Source organism: Rhodococcus sp. ACPA4 (assembly GCF_002300185.1).
In the GTDB taxonomy this organism is placed as follows: Bacteria; Actinomycetota; Actinomycetes; order Mycobacteriales; family Mycobacteriaceae; genus Rhodococcus_F; species Rhodococcus_F globerula.
Genome location: NZ_NSDY01000001.1, coordinates 63,698 through 79,747, shown reverse-complemented (window position 1 = coordinate 79,747; position 16,050 = coordinate 63,698). Strand labels below are relative to the sequence as shown.

At 61.0% G+C, this 16,050-nt stretch carries 15 protein-coding genes; 2 read left to right on the top strand and 13 right to left on the bottom strand.

Features of this window, described 5'->3' with window-relative positions; all coding sequences use genetic code 11:
* Positions 1–2: 2 nt before the first annotated feature.
* Together ettA and CJ178_RS00345 are read right to left on the bottom strand one after the other, a co-directional pair.
* Positions 3–1,682 carry an energy-dependent translational throttle protein EttA gene (gene ettA, locus CJ178_RS00350; protein WP_033232826.1) on the bottom strand — a complete coding sequence of 560 codons (1,680 nt, stop codon included), beginning with the start codon at positions 1,680–1,682 and terminating at the stop codon, positions 3–5.
* Positions 1,683–1,733: 51 nt separating this feature from the next.
* Complete coding sequence (locus tag CJ178_RS00345) at positions 1,734–3,566, bottom strand: ABC transporter ATP-binding protein (protein WP_172936719.1); 1,833 nt, start codon at positions 3,564–3,566, stop codon at positions 1,734–1,736.
* A gap of 90 nt (positions 3,567–3,656) precedes the next feature.
* On the opposite strand from CJ178_RS00345, the gene CJ178_RS00340 reads away from it, so the two are divergent.
* Entirely contained in the window at positions 3,657–4,118 is a 462-nt protein-coding gene (locus CJ178_RS00340; RefSeq protein WP_033232822.1) for a MarR family winged helix-turn-helix transcriptional regulator, read from the top strand.
* Between the two features lie 2 nt (positions 4,119–4,120).
* Here the strand turns inward: CJ178_RS00340 and CJ178_RS00335 are convergent, their stop codons facing one another.
* The 4 genes from CJ178_RS00335 to CJ178_RS00320 all read right to left on the bottom strand — a co-directional run bounded on the left by CJ178_RS00335 (position 4,121) and on the right by CJ178_RS00320 (position 6,867).
* Positions 4,121–4,531, bottom strand: coding sequence for a single-stranded DNA-binding protein (locus CJ178_RS00335; RefSeq protein WP_033232820.1), 411 nt, complete (start codon positions 4,529–4,531; stop codon positions 4,121–4,123).
* Between the two features lie 166 nt (positions 4,532–4,697).
* Positions 4,698–5,405 carry an SDR family NAD(P)-dependent oxidoreductase gene (locus CJ178_RS00330; protein ID WP_033232818.1) on the bottom strand — a complete coding sequence of 236 codons (708 nt, stop codon included), beginning with the start codon at positions 5,403–5,405 and terminating at the stop codon, positions 4,698–4,700.
* Positions 5,405–5,734, bottom strand: coding sequence for a hypothetical protein (locus CJ178_RS00325; protein WP_045066922.1), 330 nt, complete (start codon positions 5,732–5,734; stop codon positions 5,405–5,407). Before CJ178_RS00325 ends, CJ178_RS00330 begins: the two co-directional genes overlap by 1 nt.
* Before the next feature lie 35 nt (positions 5,735–5,769).
* Complete coding sequence (locus CJ178_RS00320) at positions 5,770–6,867, bottom strand: SRPBCC family protein (protein WP_033232814.1); 1,098 nt, start codon at positions 6,865–6,867, stop codon at positions 5,770–5,772.
* 101 nt (positions 6,868–6,968) lie between these two features.
* Here CJ178_RS00320 and CJ178_RS00315 point away from each other — a divergent pair, with 101 nt between their 5' ends.
* Positions 6,969–7,544 (top strand): TetR/AcrR family transcriptional regulator, encoded by a 576-nt coding sequence (locus CJ178_RS00315; protein ID WP_095885890.1) that lies wholly within the window; start codon positions 6,969–6,971, stop codon positions 7,542–7,544.
* 4 nt (positions 7,545–7,548) lie between these two features.
* Here CJ178_RS00315 and CJ178_RS00310 read toward each other — a convergent pair whose 3' ends face one another.
* From CJ178_RS00310 to CJ178_RS00280, 7 genes are read right to left on the bottom strand one after another with little or no spacing between them, the layout of a single operon-like run.
* On the bottom strand, positions 7,549–9,585 hold the full coding sequence (locus CJ178_RS00310) for a cytochrome c oxidase assembly protein (protein WP_033232810.1): 2,037 nt from the start codon (positions 9,583–9,585) through the stop codon (positions 7,549–7,551).
* Between the two features lie 46 nt (positions 9,586–9,631).
* A complete protein-coding gene (locus CJ178_RS00305; protein ID WP_095885889.1) occupies positions 9,632–10,825 on the bottom strand; it encodes a vWA domain-containing protein in 1,194 nt (397 codons plus the stop codon).
* Entirely contained in the window at positions 10,822–11,412 is a 591-nt protein-coding gene (locus CJ178_RS00300) for an SRPBCC family protein (RefSeq protein ID WP_045066918.1), read from the bottom strand. The genes CJ178_RS00305 and CJ178_RS00300 overlap by 4 nt, the downstream gene beginning before the upstream one ends.
* Positions 11,409–12,281, bottom strand: coding sequence for an AAA family ATPase (locus CJ178_RS00295; protein ID WP_045066917.1), 873 nt, complete (start codon positions 12,279–12,281; stop codon positions 11,409–11,411). The genes CJ178_RS00300 and CJ178_RS00295 overlap by 4 nt, the downstream gene beginning before the upstream one ends.
* Positions 12,278–13,162: an XdhC family protein gene (locus CJ178_RS00290; protein WP_095885888.1), complete on the bottom strand. Its 885-nt coding sequence runs from the start codon at positions 13,160–13,162 to the stop codon at positions 12,278–12,280. Before CJ178_RS00290 ends, CJ178_RS00295 begins: the two co-directional genes overlap by 4 nt.
* 30 nt (positions 13,163–13,192) lie before the next feature.
* The gene (locus CJ178_RS00285; RefSeq protein ID WP_033232800.1) at positions 13,193–15,580 is read right to left on the bottom strand and encodes an aerobic carbon-monoxide dehydrogenase large subunit; all 2,388 of its coding nucleotides are present in this window, start codon (positions 15,578–15,580) and stop codon (positions 13,193–13,195) included.
* On the bottom strand, positions 15,577–16,050 hold the full coding sequence (locus CJ178_RS00280) for a (2Fe-2S)-binding protein (protein WP_095885887.1): 474 nt from the start codon (positions 16,048–16,050) through the stop codon (positions 15,577–15,579). The genes CJ178_RS00285 and CJ178_RS00280 overlap by 4 nt, the downstream gene beginning before the upstream one ends.

Here is a 16,050-nt window from a genome sequence, read left to right as displayed (position 1 = left end):
GATCAGTCCCTCGTGAGCTTGCGGTGCGTGACGCGGTGCGGACGCGCGGCGTCGGGGCCGAGACGCTCGACCTTGTTCGCCTCGTAGCCTTCGAAGTTGCCTTCGTACCAGTACCACGCAGCTTCGTTGTCGCCGAAGCCGCCTTCCCACGCGAGGATGTGAGTACACGTGCGGTCCAGGAACCAGCGATCGTGCGAGATCACGACGGCGCAGCCGGGGAACTCTTCGAGAGCGTTCTCCAGCGAACCGAGGGTTTCGACGTCGAGGTCGTTGGTGGGCTCATCGAGCAGGATCAGGTTGCCGCCCTGCTTGAGCGTCATCGCCAGGTTGAGGCGGTTGCGCTCACCACCGGAGAGAACTCCGGCCGGCTTCTGCTGATCGTGGCCCTTGAATCCGAACGAGCTGATGTACGCACGCGACGGGAATTCGGTCTGACCGACAACGATGAAATCGAGCCCGTCGGACACGGTCTCCCAGACCGTCTTCTTCGGGTCGATGCCGGATCGGTTCTGGTCGACGTAGCTCAGCTTGACCGTCTGACCGATCTTGACCTCACCGGCGTCTGGCTCTTCGAGGCCGACGATGGTCTTGAACAGCGTCGTCTTACCGACACCGTTGGGGCCGATGACGCCGACGATGCCGTTGCGCGGCAGGGTGAACGAAAGGTCCTTGATCAGGACACGGCCGTCGAAGCCCTTGTCGAGGTTCTTGACCTCGACGACGACGTCACCGAGACGCGGCGGTGCCGGGATCTGGATCTCGTCGAAGTCGAGCTTGCGGGTCTTCTCGGCCTCGTTCGCCATTTCCTCGTAGCGATCGAGACGAGCCTTGTTCTTGGCCTGACGAGCCTTGGCACCGGAACGAACCCACGCGAGTTCGTCCTTGAGGCGCTTCTGCAGCTTTTGGTCCTTCTTGCCGGCAACCTCGAGGCGTGCGGCCTTCTGCTCCAGGTAGGTGGAGTAGTTGCCCTCGTACGGGTAGAGGCGACCGCGGTCGACCTCACAGATCCACTGCGCCACGTGATCGAGGAAGTAGCGATCGTGGGTGACGGCGAGGATAGCGCCGGGGTATGCAGCGAGGTGCTGCTCCAACCACAGAACCGACTCGGCGTCGAGGTGGTTGGTGGGCTCATCGAGGAGCAGGAGGTCGGGCTTGCTCAGCAACAGCTTGCACAGCGCGACGCGACGCTTCTCACCACCGGAGAGGTGGGTGACCATATCTTCCGGCGGCGGGCAACGAAGCGCGTCCATGGCCTGCTCGAGCTGGGAGTCGATCTCCCAGGCGTCAGCATGGTCGAGCTTCTCCTGAAGCTCACCCATCTCTTCCATGAGCTCGTCGGAGTAGTCCGTAGCCATGAGCTCGGCGATCTCGTTGTATCGCTTGAGCTGAACCATGGTCTCGCCGAGGCCTTCTTCGACGTTCTCGCGAACGGTCTTGGTCTCGTCGAGCTGCGGCTCCTGCATGAGGATGCCGACGGATGCGCCGGGGGCGAGGAAGGCCTCGCCGTTGCCCGGCTGATCCAGCCCGGCCATGATCTTGAGGATGCTGGACTTACCAGCGCCATTTGGTCCGACGACACCGATCTTCGCGCCGGGGTAAAAGCTCATCGTGACGTCATCGAGGATGACCTTGTCACCGTGCGCCTTGCGCACCTTCTTCATCGTGTAAATGAACTCAGCCATGACCGCCAGCCTATCGGTGTTTGTCGCATTACCCACATTGCGTCGACGGGTTCACACGCTCTGCAGTTCGGTCGGCAGTTCCAAGGCTTCGCTGGAAGAAGCTGCGAGAAGCTGCGCGTACCGTCCGCCTTGTTGCACCAGTTGGTCGTGTGTGCCCTTCTCGACGACAACACCCTGATCCAGAACAGCGATCAGATCCGCGTCACGGACCGTGGAAAGCCTGTGCGCCACAACCAAAGTGGTGCGTCCGACCATCAGTTCGTCGAGTGCGTCCTGCAGCGCGCGCTCGGTGCGGTTGTCCAACGCACTCGTCGCTTCGTCGAGAACGAGAATCGGCGGATTCCGCAGGACTGTCCGTGCGATGGCGATGCGTTGCTTCTCACCTCCGGAGAAGCGGTAACCGCGCTCACCCACCATGGTGTCGTAACCGTCATCCAGGCCGGAGATGAACTCGTGAATCTGGGCGATCCGCGCAGCTTGCTCGATCTCCTCATCGGTTGCATCCGGCTTTGCGAACCGCAGATTCTCGCGAATCGTCGTGTGGAACAAGTATGTCTCCTGAGACACCACACCCACCAGGTCGGACACCGTCGCCAGATCGAGGTCCCGCAGATCGACGTCGTCGATCCTGACCGATCCTGCCGTCGGGTCGTACAGCCGCGCGGCCAGGTAACCAAGGGTGGTCTTGCCAGAACCGGTGGAGCCGACAAGCGCCAGTGTTCCGCCGGCCGGGACTGTGAGGTCGATGTTGTCGAGAGTCTTGCGCTCTGTTCCCGGATATGAGAAGTCGACACGATCGAATCGCAGTTCGCCCGACAGTGCCGATACGTCGAACTCCTTCGACTCTTCCGGATCAGCGATGTCGATCGGCAGGTCCAGGTACTCGAACACGCGACTGAACAATGCCATGGAACTCTGCACCTCGACGCCCGTGTTGAGCAGCATCATGGTGGGCCGGAACAACTGAGTCTGCAAGGTCGTGAACGCGACCAGCGTGCCGACGGTGATGGTGTTGCCGTGGTCGAGCGTGAATCCCGCAAACCAGTAGACCAGTGCCGGCATGGCCGCAAACGTGATCGACATCGACGCCATGCGCCACTTACCGGCCATCATCGCTCGGAGTTCGACGTCGGCGACCTCGGCCGAGCGTTCGGCGAAGCGGTCGGTCAACGCGGACTTCGCACCGGTTGTCTTTCCCAGCAGAATGCCGCTGACCGAGAGTGATTCCTCAACTTGAACGGACAGATCGCTGAGCAACTTCTGCCGCTTGCCTGAGATCTTGCGGCGCTCGTTACCGATCTTGCGGGCGATCCGAATGAACACCGGCAGGATCGCCAGCGAGAAGATCGCCAGTCGCCAGTCGAGCAGGAAGAGCGCAACTATCGTCGCTGCAACGGTGGTCGCGTTCTGCGCAATCGACGTGGCTGTGTTGGTGACAACCGATTGCATTCCGCCGATATCGTTGGCGATACGTGACTGCACCTCACCGGTCCTGGTTCTCGCGAAGAACCCCAGCGACTGATTCTGCAGGTGCGTGTACACCCGGACACGCAGTTGGTGCATCAGTTTCTGGCCGATGCTGTTGGACATCCACGTCTGCACAACACCGAGGCAACTGGTGATCACGGCAATCGCGATCATGCCGATTGCCAGGATGCTGACCAGTCCGAGGTCCTTGTCCGGGATTGCCTTGTCGAGCATTTCGCGCAGGAGCAGTGGGCTACCCAAGGCCACAATGGCGCTGAGCGTGATGACCGCCGTGACGATGGCGATCTGTGTCCGATACGGCGTGAACAGCTCGAGGACACGTCGTGGTGATACGGGGTCCGCCGGAGTGGTCTCGACAGCGGAATTTTCGAAATCTCTGATGTGATCTGGTTTCACGTTTACCTCCTGGAGGCTTTCTCACCTTAATTTCATATTGATGAGGTTACCTCACTATGAGGCTGACACCAACAACGCTAGACTGACGCCATGCATTCCCGAGAGCGCGAACTCACCGATGTCGTGTTGTCCGTGGCGCGAACCATTCGACGACGCCAGGTCGCGGCCCTCGAGCCATTTGGCCTCTCCCCGTCACAGAGTCGTGCTCTGAGAGTGCTCACCCGAGTAGGCGAACCGGTCCGATTGGGCTTTCTCGCGGAAAAGCTGCGCATCGTTCCCCGCTCCGCCACGGATGTCGTGGATTCCCTCGAAGCGGCGGGATGGGTCAAGCGCACTCCCGACCCCCATGACCGACGAGCAGTGCTCCTCGAGCTCACCGATGCCGGTGCCGCCCTCGCGGCCGAGGTCGCACAGGCTCAACGCCGAGAATCCGCAGATATCTTCGACGACCTCGACAAATCCGAACGAGCTGTTCTCACCGAATTGCTCGAGCGAGTAGACGCGGGGCACGACCACGGCCGCCCCCGCGACTGCCCGAAAACTCGCGCCTAAACCTAAGCCGCCGCAGTCTCTGTCTCTGTCGGTTCGTCCCCTGACACAGGTTTGCTGTGCCGCTCGATTTTTGCGATGCACCGGGCAAGATCGGGCCCCACTGCAGTTGCTCTCATCTCCAGATCGGAGCGAGCAATCCCCTCCTTCGTGGTGTATTCGTTGGTGCGCAACTCCCCCGTCGCCATCACCGGATCACCCTTCATGATGGATGCGCCGACGCCGGTCACCAGCCGCCGCCAACACGTGACCGTGAGGTAGAGCGTCGCGCCGTCGGTCCATTCCCCGGTCACCGCATCCTTGCGTCGTGCGTTGCTGGCCATCCGAAAGCTCAGCACCTCTTCGCCATTGGTGGTTTGCCGCTTCACCGGATTGGTGATGACGGTGCCGACAACCGTTGCAGATGTCTCGTACATGTTTGATCCCCCTTGAATCTCTTAGCCCACTGAATCCCACCTGAAAGATTCTGAATCGAAAACAGGATTGCCGTCACAATCAAAATGAACCTGGGGATGAACACAGTGCCTGTGGAAAAACAGCACTGCCCGGACCAGTTGGTCCGGGCAGTGTCGGTGTGTGGTGCTAGGTGTTACGGCCGCCATTGACCCCGAGGATCTGCCCGGTGATGTAGCTGGCGTCGTCCGAGATCAGGAAGGCACAGGCCGCCGCGATGTCTTCGGGCTTGCCGACCCGACGGACCGGCGTCGTCAAGATATGGTCATCGACGCTTCCACCGAGTCGATTGAGTTCCTCGTCGCGTCGCAGCAACGGAGTGTCGACGAATCCGGGTGGCACTGCGTTCACCGTGATACCCAATGGACCGAATTCGAGGGCCAAAGATTTTGTCAGCCCGTTGACCGCGGACTTCGCCGCAACGTAGTGCGCCATGTATGGCTGACCCGAATGTGCACTGGAAGAAGAGATATTGACGATCCGGCCCCACTTTCCCGCGATCATGTCGGGCAGCGCCGCCTGGGTGCAGTGATAGGTCCCGTTCAAGCTGACTCCGATGACCTTCTGCCATTCGTCGAAGTCGATGTCGACAAAGCGGCCGTTTCCGACGATGCCTGCCGCATTGACGAGAACAGTGATCGGACCGAGCCGTTCGCGAATCGCGGCCATTGCCGCATCGACCTGCTCGCGACTGGTGACGTCTGCGGTGTGGGCATTCTCGGAGTCGCTTGGCGTCCAATCGATGGTGGCAACCTGATAGCCGTCGGAGTCCAGACGCCGAGCGATGGCCTGACCTATTCCCGAAGCCCCTCCGGTAATGACAGCAGTCTTTGTCATCAGGGCACCGGCTCGAAGATCGCATCCATGGTTGATGCGCCGGTATCCGGCACCCTCGGTTGCGACCAGGCCTCGATGGGAAACGACACGTTGATCAGCGAATAACACAGTTGCAGTAGCCGATAGGCGTCGTCAGGCAAAGCATCGAGCGGGAACTCGTCGAGATAACTCCCCGCGTCCAACAAACGAGGCAAGGCTGCGTCGTAGAACTTCTGCAGTTCGGTCATGTTGCTGGACAAGCGCTTTGCATAGCGCTCAGCTTCGGTGGGCAGTGCCCACTCCGCGAAAGGTTCGAGATCCGCGAAGGCAACGGGCAAAGTGTTGGGCATCTGTTTTCTCCTGATTCCGTTTACTCCGTGGCGAGTTACGTACGTAGCAAAATCTCGTCGACAAACCGCTGCGAGGCGGTGTGCAGGTGACGGACCAGCACTTCCTGATCGCACAGTAGAAAATGCGATACAGCCCTCGACTCGAGCATTGTCTGCGTAGCTTCGAGCGTGTTGCAGTCCTGGAGACCGAACTCCTTGAAGGTGACCGCAGCCATTTCCTGCCGCATACGCTCGGTGGCGTTCTTCGGTGGCGGCATGTACAGCGTGCCTTCAAAGGTGTGCTCGTTGTAGGCGGTTGGCCAGTAGTGGTAGGTGAGGTACCACCCGGGTTCCCACACCACGATCATGAAATTCGGGAACAGGACGTAGGAGTCGAGACCCCAGGATTTATGCTTCGTCGGATTGAGTCCGGTTGGCAGCGTGGCAAGTTCGGGGAAATCGGGTTTGTCCCATGGACCGAAGTTGCCACTACGCAACAGTCGCTCCGTCGGTTTCACCATCATCGGATCCTTCGGCGGAGCCATGCCTCCCCACGACGACACCATTCCGTGTGGTCCGTCGATGTCGTACGCGAGCGCCTCGAAACCGTAGCTCTTGAGCTTGTTGGACTCGTCGGACACGTACTGCTTCGAATGAAGGATCGGCGCGTGATAGAACTCGGCGAATGCGTCGATATAGAGCTTCCAGTTGCTGCGCACGTGCGCCTGATACTTGTAGACCTGAGTCATCCGGCCGAACGGATAGCCCGTCATGCCGGCAGCGAACTTTCCGAGGTAGTCATCCAGCGAAATCGTGTTTGTATCATCGAAATTGACGAATACGAACCCTTCCCACACATCGACCTGCAGCGGAACCAAGCCGTTCCCGGCACTCGACCAGGCAGTCACGGACTCGTCGGCGCCGCGAGTAACGACTACTGAGGCGCGGACTGCGTCGATCACCCGGATGAAGTAACTTCCGGGAACAGGCGCCTGCTCGACTCGACCTACGTTGAGCCAGGTGTGGCCGAAGACGGCTTCGCGCTCGACTTCGAAATACTCGGGGCTGATCGAATCCTCGAACGTAATCGGCCCGGTATCCAAGCCGAAATGCTCAGTCCAACTTCCCTCGGGCGGCTTCGGAAAATGCGGCATCTGTGCGTCCCTTTCCAATCCCAACAACATGACCGACGGTCAACTTACGGGTTCCTGTAACATATGGACCGCCGGTCAACTTGTCAATCAAAGGCGTGCTCATGGGTCAGGAATTGAAACGGGAGCGCAGCGATGCAGCTCGAAATCGTCGAGCGATTCTCGACGTAACAGAGTCACTACTCGCGCAGTTCGGGGCCGAACACGTCTCCATCGACCAGATAGCCACAGCGGCAGGGGTCGGCAAGGGCACGATCTTCCATCGATTCGGAAGTCGTGCGGGATTGATGCGAGCGCTGGTTCTCGAGCGCGCTCAGATTCTGCGCGACGCGGTCAACGAAGGCGACCCGCCACTGGGACCAGGTGCACCCGCGTCCGACAGATTGCTTGCTTTTTTCGACGCTATGTTCCGGCTGATCGTCGACAACGTCGAACTGATGATTGCGTACGACAACGCCACCACCGATTCACAAGCCGAAGAAATCAATGCCTTCTGGCATCGTCACATCACCGAGTTGCTCAAAGTGGCCACACCGGATGTCGACGCCGTGGTGATGTCCAGAGTGCTACTGAGCGTTCTCAATCCCGACGTCGTCCTTCACCACATCCGAACGCGACAAACCGAGCGCCTCGCCGCTTCGGTTCACGGCCTCGTCGCAGCCGTGGTCGCGCAATCCTGAGGGATCAGCGCGGGCCCCAGCCCTCACGGTCGCGCCTGGCAAGTTCGGCAAACATCGCATTGTGCGCGGCCAGGTCTGCGTCGTGATCACGTTCGGCTGCGCGGTCCGTTCGCACGGCCGTTTTCCGGTCGGAGCGTGACCACTGCACCAGCAGGGCGAGCATGACCACCATCAGCGGGATCTCACCCGTAGCCCAGGCGATACTGCCGCCCAACTTCTGATCACCCAGAAGATCGTCGTTCCATCCCAAGCCAAGTGAGCGGAAGAACTCGCCGCCCATGATCGTGGTGGTGCTCATCAAGGCGATACCGAAGAACGCGTGGAACGGGAGCGAGCCGAAGACCATGGCCAGTTTGGTCACGGGTTGGAGTTGGCGCGGCGACGGGTCGACTCCGATCGCCACCCAGTAGAAGAGATAGCCGCTGAGAATGAAGTGCAGGTTCATCAGCAGGTGCGCGCTGTGGGAATCGACCGTGGCTCCGTAAATACCGCCGAGGTAGAGCACGTAGAAGCCGCCGACAAAGAGAACCGCAGCAACAATCGGGTGAGTGATGAATCGCGAGAACGGACTGTGCAGGGCAACGAGAATCCACTCACGAATGCCGGGTACACCGTCCTTGCCCGCGGGTTCGAGAGCGCGCAACGCCAACGTGATGGGCGCGCCCAAAACCAGCAGAACGGGCGCCAGCATCGACAGCGCCATGTGTCCGGCCATGTGAACGCTGAACACCGCGGTCGCGTATTTGCCCACGCCCGACGAGGTCGCGATCAGCAGGACCGCGCATCCGATCATCCAGGAGATGGTTCGGCCGACGGGCCAGGAATCGCCACGCTTCGACAGCTTGCGCAGGCCGAGGAAATACAGAACCGCAGCGACGATCGCGGCTGTGCCGAACATCAAATCGAAACGCCACTCGGTTACGAATGCCATGAACGACGGCGGGTCCGGCAGGTTGTAGCCGAGTTCGACCTCGGGAATGGTCGGGATGCTCGTCGGCGGAGGCGGCGGTGTGCGGCCGAGGCCGATTGCCAGCCCGATGGTGGCAGCAAAGATGATGCCTTCGCCGCCGGCAAAACGGATCAGCGCCGAGCGGGAGTTCGGGTTCTCGGCGAGCGCAGGCAACGCGCGACTGCGCTGCAACCACCCGAAGAATCCGAGGACGATCAACGCAACGATCTTCGCGACGATCAGGCGACCGTACGTCGTCGTGAACAGGTCGTCGAGTGGGAGACGCACAATCGCGTTGATGACACCACTGAAACCCATGACGACAAAACAAATGGTGGCGACGGTCGAAAAGCGCTGAGCAGCGACGTCGGTGTGGTCACCGCCGCGGCGAGCGTGTGCCAGGAGCGCAAACAATCCACCGGCCCACAGCGACGCCGCAACGAGGTGCAAGATCAGGCTGTTGGTAGCGATGTCGTGCGAGCCCCCCGACGACGAGTGGCCGGTGAGAGCGAGGGGCATAAGGCCGAGCAGGCCGACCACCAGCAGCAACGGCGTCCACCACCAGCGCAGTGTCAGCCGAGCCAGAATTGCCAGGACCACAGCAATGACGGCTGTCCAGCGCCAGGCACCGGCGATTTCCACCTGATCGAGTCCGGACCACAGATTTGCCGGTTTGATCGCTTCGGAGAACGGCTGACCCGACGTATCGGAGAGCGTCAGCGGGATCAGCACCAGCGAACATGCCGCCCACACGATCGCGGCGTGCGATGCCGTCCGGACCGCACGATAGCCGTCGACGTCGAGCACACCGGACTTTTGTGGTGGCACGAAAAACGCCGCTAACAGGAGGGAGCCGATCGCGATGACAGCGGCAACCTCGGCAACAGCGCGAACTGCGGGCAGCCCATATGTCGTGATCGCGCCGGGGTCGGGAATGCCGAGCAGGGTCAACGCCTGAGATGCGGAAAACCCGACGACGAGAGCTGCGACCATCCCGGCAATCAGTCCACAGACCACAAAGATTGCGGTCGAAGAAGCGCGGACGCTCGTTTGTGGAGGGGACTGCGTCTGCGCAAGGTCGGGTGTAGCCATAGCTACCAGGGTAGGACCTATGGGATCGTCGACGACAATCCACCTACTACTGTGCGTCGGAGATGGTCGTGAACAAGGCCCGCAGAGCGGTCAATCGATCAGCCGGGAGCACGGTGTCGCAGTAGGGCAAGGCCGCTGCCATGGAACCGGTCAGGGGTTCGAACCCGGTCGCACCTGCACGCGGATTGAGCCACACGACCCGGTGGGCGCGGCGCCGGACTCGGGCCAGAGCGCGCACAAGAATGTTGGGATCGTCACTATCCCAACCGTCGGAGGCGATGACGACTACGGCCCCTCTCAAGGTGTGTCCGTGATGTGAGGCGAGCAGTGACGCAACAGATGTTCCGATGTGGGTGCCGCCGTACCGATCGGCAACTCGATTATTGGCTTCGGCGATGGCCGCGTCGGCGCTGCGATGCGCCAGGATCGGAGTGAGCCGGGTCAACGTGGTCGAGAATGCAAAAACTTCGGCGTCGCCGCGCCGGGCGGCGACTCGCATCAAATGCAAGTACATGTCCGCGTATCCGTGCATCGAGCGACTGACGTCGCACAGCACCACAATCGTGCGGGGCCGCTGCTGTGGGCGGGCACGGGCGAGGCGAACAAATTCGAATCCGGTGCGCCTCGCGATACTCATACTTGCGCGCAGGTCGACGGTTCCGCGCCGGCCGAGTCTGCGTCTTCTCCGGCGGCGCCGTGGCCAGTCCGACTCCGCTTGTTCGATCCACTGCCCGAGGAGTGCAAGATCGCTCGGGCTCAACTGAGCAAAAGGCTCCTCGGATTTCCCGGCAAGGGCGCTCGGGAGTAGTAGACCCGGCCGAACCTGGTCCGGCACGGCTTCTCGCCCACTCGACGTCGCACGCCCGATCCACGGCACGTCGATGATGTCCGCGCCCCCACTAGAAACACCAGCAACAGGAAGAGTCGCGTCGCCGACCGTGCGGTCACTGCCTACCCGCCGCGCAATCGGGTCCAGGCCCAGAGTCGCACCGACAAAAACTCGCTCGAACTGCGCGTCGAAAATCTCGAGATCTTCCTGACGGTTGATCAGAGTTATCCGCGCGGTCCAGTACAACTGTGTCCGGGTGCGTGGCGAGTGGACATGCACGGCTTCACTGAAGTTCGCGGCCCCGACGGCCGACACTCCAACTCCGTGCCGACGCAACAGGTCGACCAAGGCGGTCGCGAAGGCAGCAACATCCACACCGCGCAATAAAGTCGCGCCCGCGTCAGGAATCATCTGCTTCGGCGACGCAGCAGCACAAACACGACGATCGCCGCGGCCACCGCAACAAGAAGTGGCAGAGCACGTTTCGCGACGGACCCGCCGGCAAGTTCGACTAAGTCGAGAGGTTCGGCATTCGGTGTTTCCACAGCTTGTGCCGGTCCGGCTAGTTTCTCTTCCAACGATTCCGCGAACTCCCCCATCAACTTCTCCGATACCTGCGTGATCATGGAACTGCCGAACTGCGCCAGTTTTCCGACGATCTTCACATCGGTGTCCACACTCACTCGTGTCTGCGCTCCTTCGGGATGTAGCTGCGCGGTGATGGTGGCGCTCGCATTTCCGGATCCGCGCTTGTCACGGCCGCGGGCATTGATCACAGCCTTGTGTGTTTCTTCGTCCCTCTCCACGAATGTTGCGCGGCCGGCAAATTCGCTGAGCACCGGACCCACTTTGACTGTCACGGTGCCCAGGAAATCGTCTCCCTCGCGTCCGGTCATCTGAGCGCCTGGCAAGAGCGGCGCGATTCCTTCGAGGTCGGTGAGGGTTGTCCACGCCTCCTCGACGGGTGCGGTGACGGTGAATTCGTGTGCGATCTTCATGGTGGCCCTTTCATCAACTCGCCGCGCAGTACCGCGCGATCGTCCGGAGTTTTTGCCAATGCACCCAAGCTGACAACGACGTCATCCCGAACCAGATCAGCCACCCCCAAAGTCACAAGAGCCGATACCCAGTCGATGGTTTCGGCGACGCCCGGCGCCTTGTCGAGATCGGCACCTCGAATCTGTCCGACAAACGCGGTGGCATGCTCGATCAATGCCAGATTCGCCGACGGCACCATGCGTCGTACGATCGCAACCGCACGCTCCGGCTCGGGATAGTCGATCCAGTGGTAGAGGCAACGCCGCCGGAGCGCGTCATGGAGATCGCGGCTGCGGTTCGACGTCAAGACCACTACCGGAGGGCGCATGGCTGTGAACGTGCCCAGTTCGGGAACCGTGACGGCCGATTCACCCAGAAACTCGAGGAGCAACGCCTCGAATTCGTCGTCCGCACGGTCGATTTCGTCGACGAGCAGCACAGGAGCTGCCGGCCCGCGGTGCCGCACACATCGCAGAATCGGGCGTTCCTGCAGGAACTCCTCGGTAAACAGATCGGCTTCGTCGAGCGCATCCCCACGCGCTTCGGACAGTTTGATCGCCAGTAGCTGACGTTGGTAGTTCCAGTCGTAGAGAGCTTCGTTGGCGCTGAGCCCTTCGTAGCACTGCAACCTGATCAGCGGCGCATCGAGCGAGAGCGCCAAAGCCTTTGCCGCAGTGGTCTTCCCCACACCCGGCTCACCTTCCAGCAGCAGTGGCCGACCCAGTTCCAGAGCAAGATACAACGCCGTTGCCGTGCCCACATCCAAGAGATAGTCATATGCGTCGAAGCGGCGGATCAACTCCGCAACATCGGTGAACTCGCCGGTCATGTCTTCTCGTACTTATGCCGACAAACCGGTGAACAGAACCACACGTCGACGCCGTCATCCTCGAGATGTGGTGTGTCAGCAGTGATGGTGACAGTCATTCCACAGATCGGATCGAGGGCCGTCTTCGCCACCGGGTCATTCCGCGCAACACTCACACCATCGAGACGGATAGCGCGGACCACGTCGACAACGATGGAAAGTGCGATCTCTGCTGGCGTTTTGGCGCCGATGTACATCCCGACCGGGGTGTGAACTCGCGCTCGCTCCGAATCCGTCAACTCCAGTTGTTCGAGCACCGCGGCGCCCCGCACTCGGCTTGCGACCAGGCCGATGTACTGCACTCCGGCATCGAGCGCAGCGCGGATCGTCAGTGCCTCTTCGCCGCCGAGGCTTGCGATAATCACGGCTGTTGCATCGTCAGTCACGGCTTCCGCCGCAGAACTCCGCACAACGTCGAGGTCAAGCACACGGGCAAACTCGACCACCGCATCCGCGATCGGGGTATCGCCGTACAGAGACAGCACATGTGCCGGCAGCGTGGGTTCCAAGAATATTTCCATCGCGCCACCGGACAGACACGGGTTGACCACCACGTCGGCACCGCTGGTTTTCGGAAATGGCGGCGCTCCATCGGGAAGTACTCGCAGCAGCACACTTTCACCGCTGTCCAAAGCACCTCTGGCTGCTTCGCGTACCGAATTCTGAGCACATTGCCCGCCGACAAATCCTTCGATTGTTCCGTCCGAGAACACTATTGCCGTATCTCCGGGATGCGCCGACGTGGGTTGCTGGGCCCGGACGACGGTTGCGGTCACAAAGGGGCGCCGCTCACCGATCAATTGCTCGGCGCGCAATCGCACGTCGTGAGTGGTGCCGTTCATTGCCCAACCCTTTCTCAGATCCAGCCTTTCTCAGATAGGTGGCCTACCTCGACCATTCATCGCTTCCCACACCCGCGACGGTGTCAACGGCATGTCCGCGTGCCGAATCCCGAAGGGCTTCAACGCGTCGACCACCGCATTCACGATGGCCGGCGGCGAGCCGACGGTTGCGCTTTCCCCAATTCCCTTGGCACCGATGGGATGGTGGGGCGACGGGGTCACGGTGAACCCGGTTTCGAGGTTGGGTACTTCCATCGCTGTCGGGATGAGGTAGTCCATGAGGGAGCCGCCGAGGCAGTTGCCGTCCTCGTCGAAGCTGATGATCTCCATCAACGCCATGCCGATACCGTCGACGATACCGCCGTGCACCTGGCCCTCGATGATCATCGGATTGATCCGGGTTCCGCAGTCGTCCACCGCGAGGAATCTGCGAACAGTCACCTGCGCCGTTCCCGGGTCGATGTCGACCACACAGAAGTACGCACCATACGGATAGGTGAGATTCTCGGGGTTGTAACAAATTTGGGCTTCGAGACCGCCTTCGATCCCCTCCGGCAGATCGGCGGCACCGTGTGCCCGCATCGCAATGTCCGCGATGGTGACCGCTGCCGACGGATCGCCTTTCACATGAAAGGACCCCTTCTCCCATTCGAGGTCCGCGACGGACACCTCGAGCATCCCCGACGCGATGATCTTGGCCTTGTCGCGCACTTTGCGTGCAACCAGCGCAGCGGCGGCACCGGAAACCGGCGTTGATCGACTGCCGTAGGTGCCCAGCCCGAATGGAGTGTTGTCGGTATCGCCGTGCACGACGTCGATATCGTCCGGCGGAATCCCGAGCTCTTCAGCCACGATCTGAGCAAACGTCGTTTCGTGTCCTTGCCCTTGTGTCTGAACCGAAATCCTCACTACCGCTTTACCGGTGGGGTGTATTCGCAATTCGCAACCGTCGGCCATTCCCAGCCCGAGGATGTCCATGTTCTTGCGTGGACCCGCGCCGACGGCCTCGGTGAAGAAGGACATGCCGATGCCCATCAATTCGCCGCGCGAGTGCTTCTCGGCTTGCTCGCGTCGTAATGCGTCGTAGCCGATCATGTCCATCGCTTTGCGCATGGTTGTCGCATAGTCGCCCGAATCATATTTCCAGCCGGTCTTACTCGTGTACGGAAACTGGTCTGGCGTCAACAGGTTTTTCAACCGCAGTTCCGCGGGGTCCATGTCCAGGTCGAACGCCAGGCAGTCGACCAACCGCTCCACCAAGTAGACCGCCTCGGTGATTCGGAAGGAACACGCGTAGGCAACTCCGCCCGGAGCCTTGTTCGTGTACACCGCCGTCATTGCGCAGTATGCAGCCTCGAGGTCGTAGCTGCCGGTGAAGACGCCGAAGAAACCGGCCGGGTATTTGGTGGGCGCCGCCGTTCCGTTGAATGCCCCGTGGTCGGCCAGCACATGAGTACGGATGGCCTGGATCTTGCCTTCCTTGGTTGCCGCGATCTCCCCGAGCATGATGTAGTCGCGGGCAAATCCTGTGCTGGTGAGGTTTTCGCTGCGATCTTCCATCCACTTGACTGGTTTCCCGGTCACGAGTGAAGCGACTATCGCGCACACATACCCCGGATAGATCGGCACCTTGTTTCCGAACCCGCCCCCGATATCCGGGGAAATCACCCGGATCTTGTGCTCGGGTAAACCTGCCACTAGAGCGTACAGAGTGCGATGCGCGTGCGGCGCCTGACTGGTGGACCACAAGGTCAGCTTTCCGGAGACACGGTCGTAATCGGCAACTGCCCCACAGGTTTCCATCGGAGCCGGGTGCACACGCGGATAGACGATTTCCTGTTTTGTCACAACGTCGGCTGCAGCGAACACCGCGTCGGTGGCAGCTTTGTCACCGGTCTCCCAGTCGAAGCAGTGATTGTCCGTCTTGCCGTCGAGATCGGTGCGGATCACCGGTGCGTCCGGCGACAATGCAGTACGCGCGTCGATCACCGGATCGAGGATGTCGTATTCGACTTCGATCAACTCCAAGGCGTCCCGCGCCGAGTACCGATCCTCGGCCACCACAAATGCTACCTCCTGCCCTTGAAAGCGCACTTTGTCTGTAACCAGTACCGCCTGCACGTCGCTGGACAGCGTCGGCATCCATGCAAGACCTTGCGCGGCCAGATCCGCTCCTGTCACCACCGCTTTCACCTTCGGATGTTCCTGCGCCGCAGTGGTATCGATGCTCACCAGCCGAGCATGTGCCACGGGCGCACGCAGAATTGCGAGATGCAGCATGCCAGGCAGTTGCACGTCGTCGACGTAGTGACCCTGACCTCGAATGAAGCGGGGATCTTCCTTGCGGAGCATTCGCCCATGCCCGCACGGCTTTCCGTCGTTGACCTCCAACTCAGGCGCCGAGTCCACGCTGGTCATGACGCACCTCCTACCGGATGCGCCGCTGCCCACTGCACTGAGCGCACGATCGTCGTGTATCCCGTGCAGCGGCAGATCTGACCGGAAATCGCTTCCCGGATTGTTAGTTCGTCAGGGTCAGGATCGCGATCAAGGAGCGCTCGCGCGGTGATCATCATCCCGGGAGTGCAAAAACCGCACTGCAATCCGTGGCAGTGCATGAATCCCTCTTGAATGGGGTCGAGCACACCATCTCGTTCAAGACCTTCGACGGTTCCGATCTCGTGACCGTCGGCCATAACCGCGAGCATGGTGCACGACTTCACCGGTTCCCCGTCCACCGTCACCACGCAGGTCCCACAATTGCTGGTGTCGCATCCCCAGTGAGTTCCTGTGAGCTGCAGTTGGTCTCGCAGGAAATGCACCAACAACACGCGCGGTTCCACGTCTTCCGACACCGGCTCACCGTTGACCGTCATCGATACCCGCAT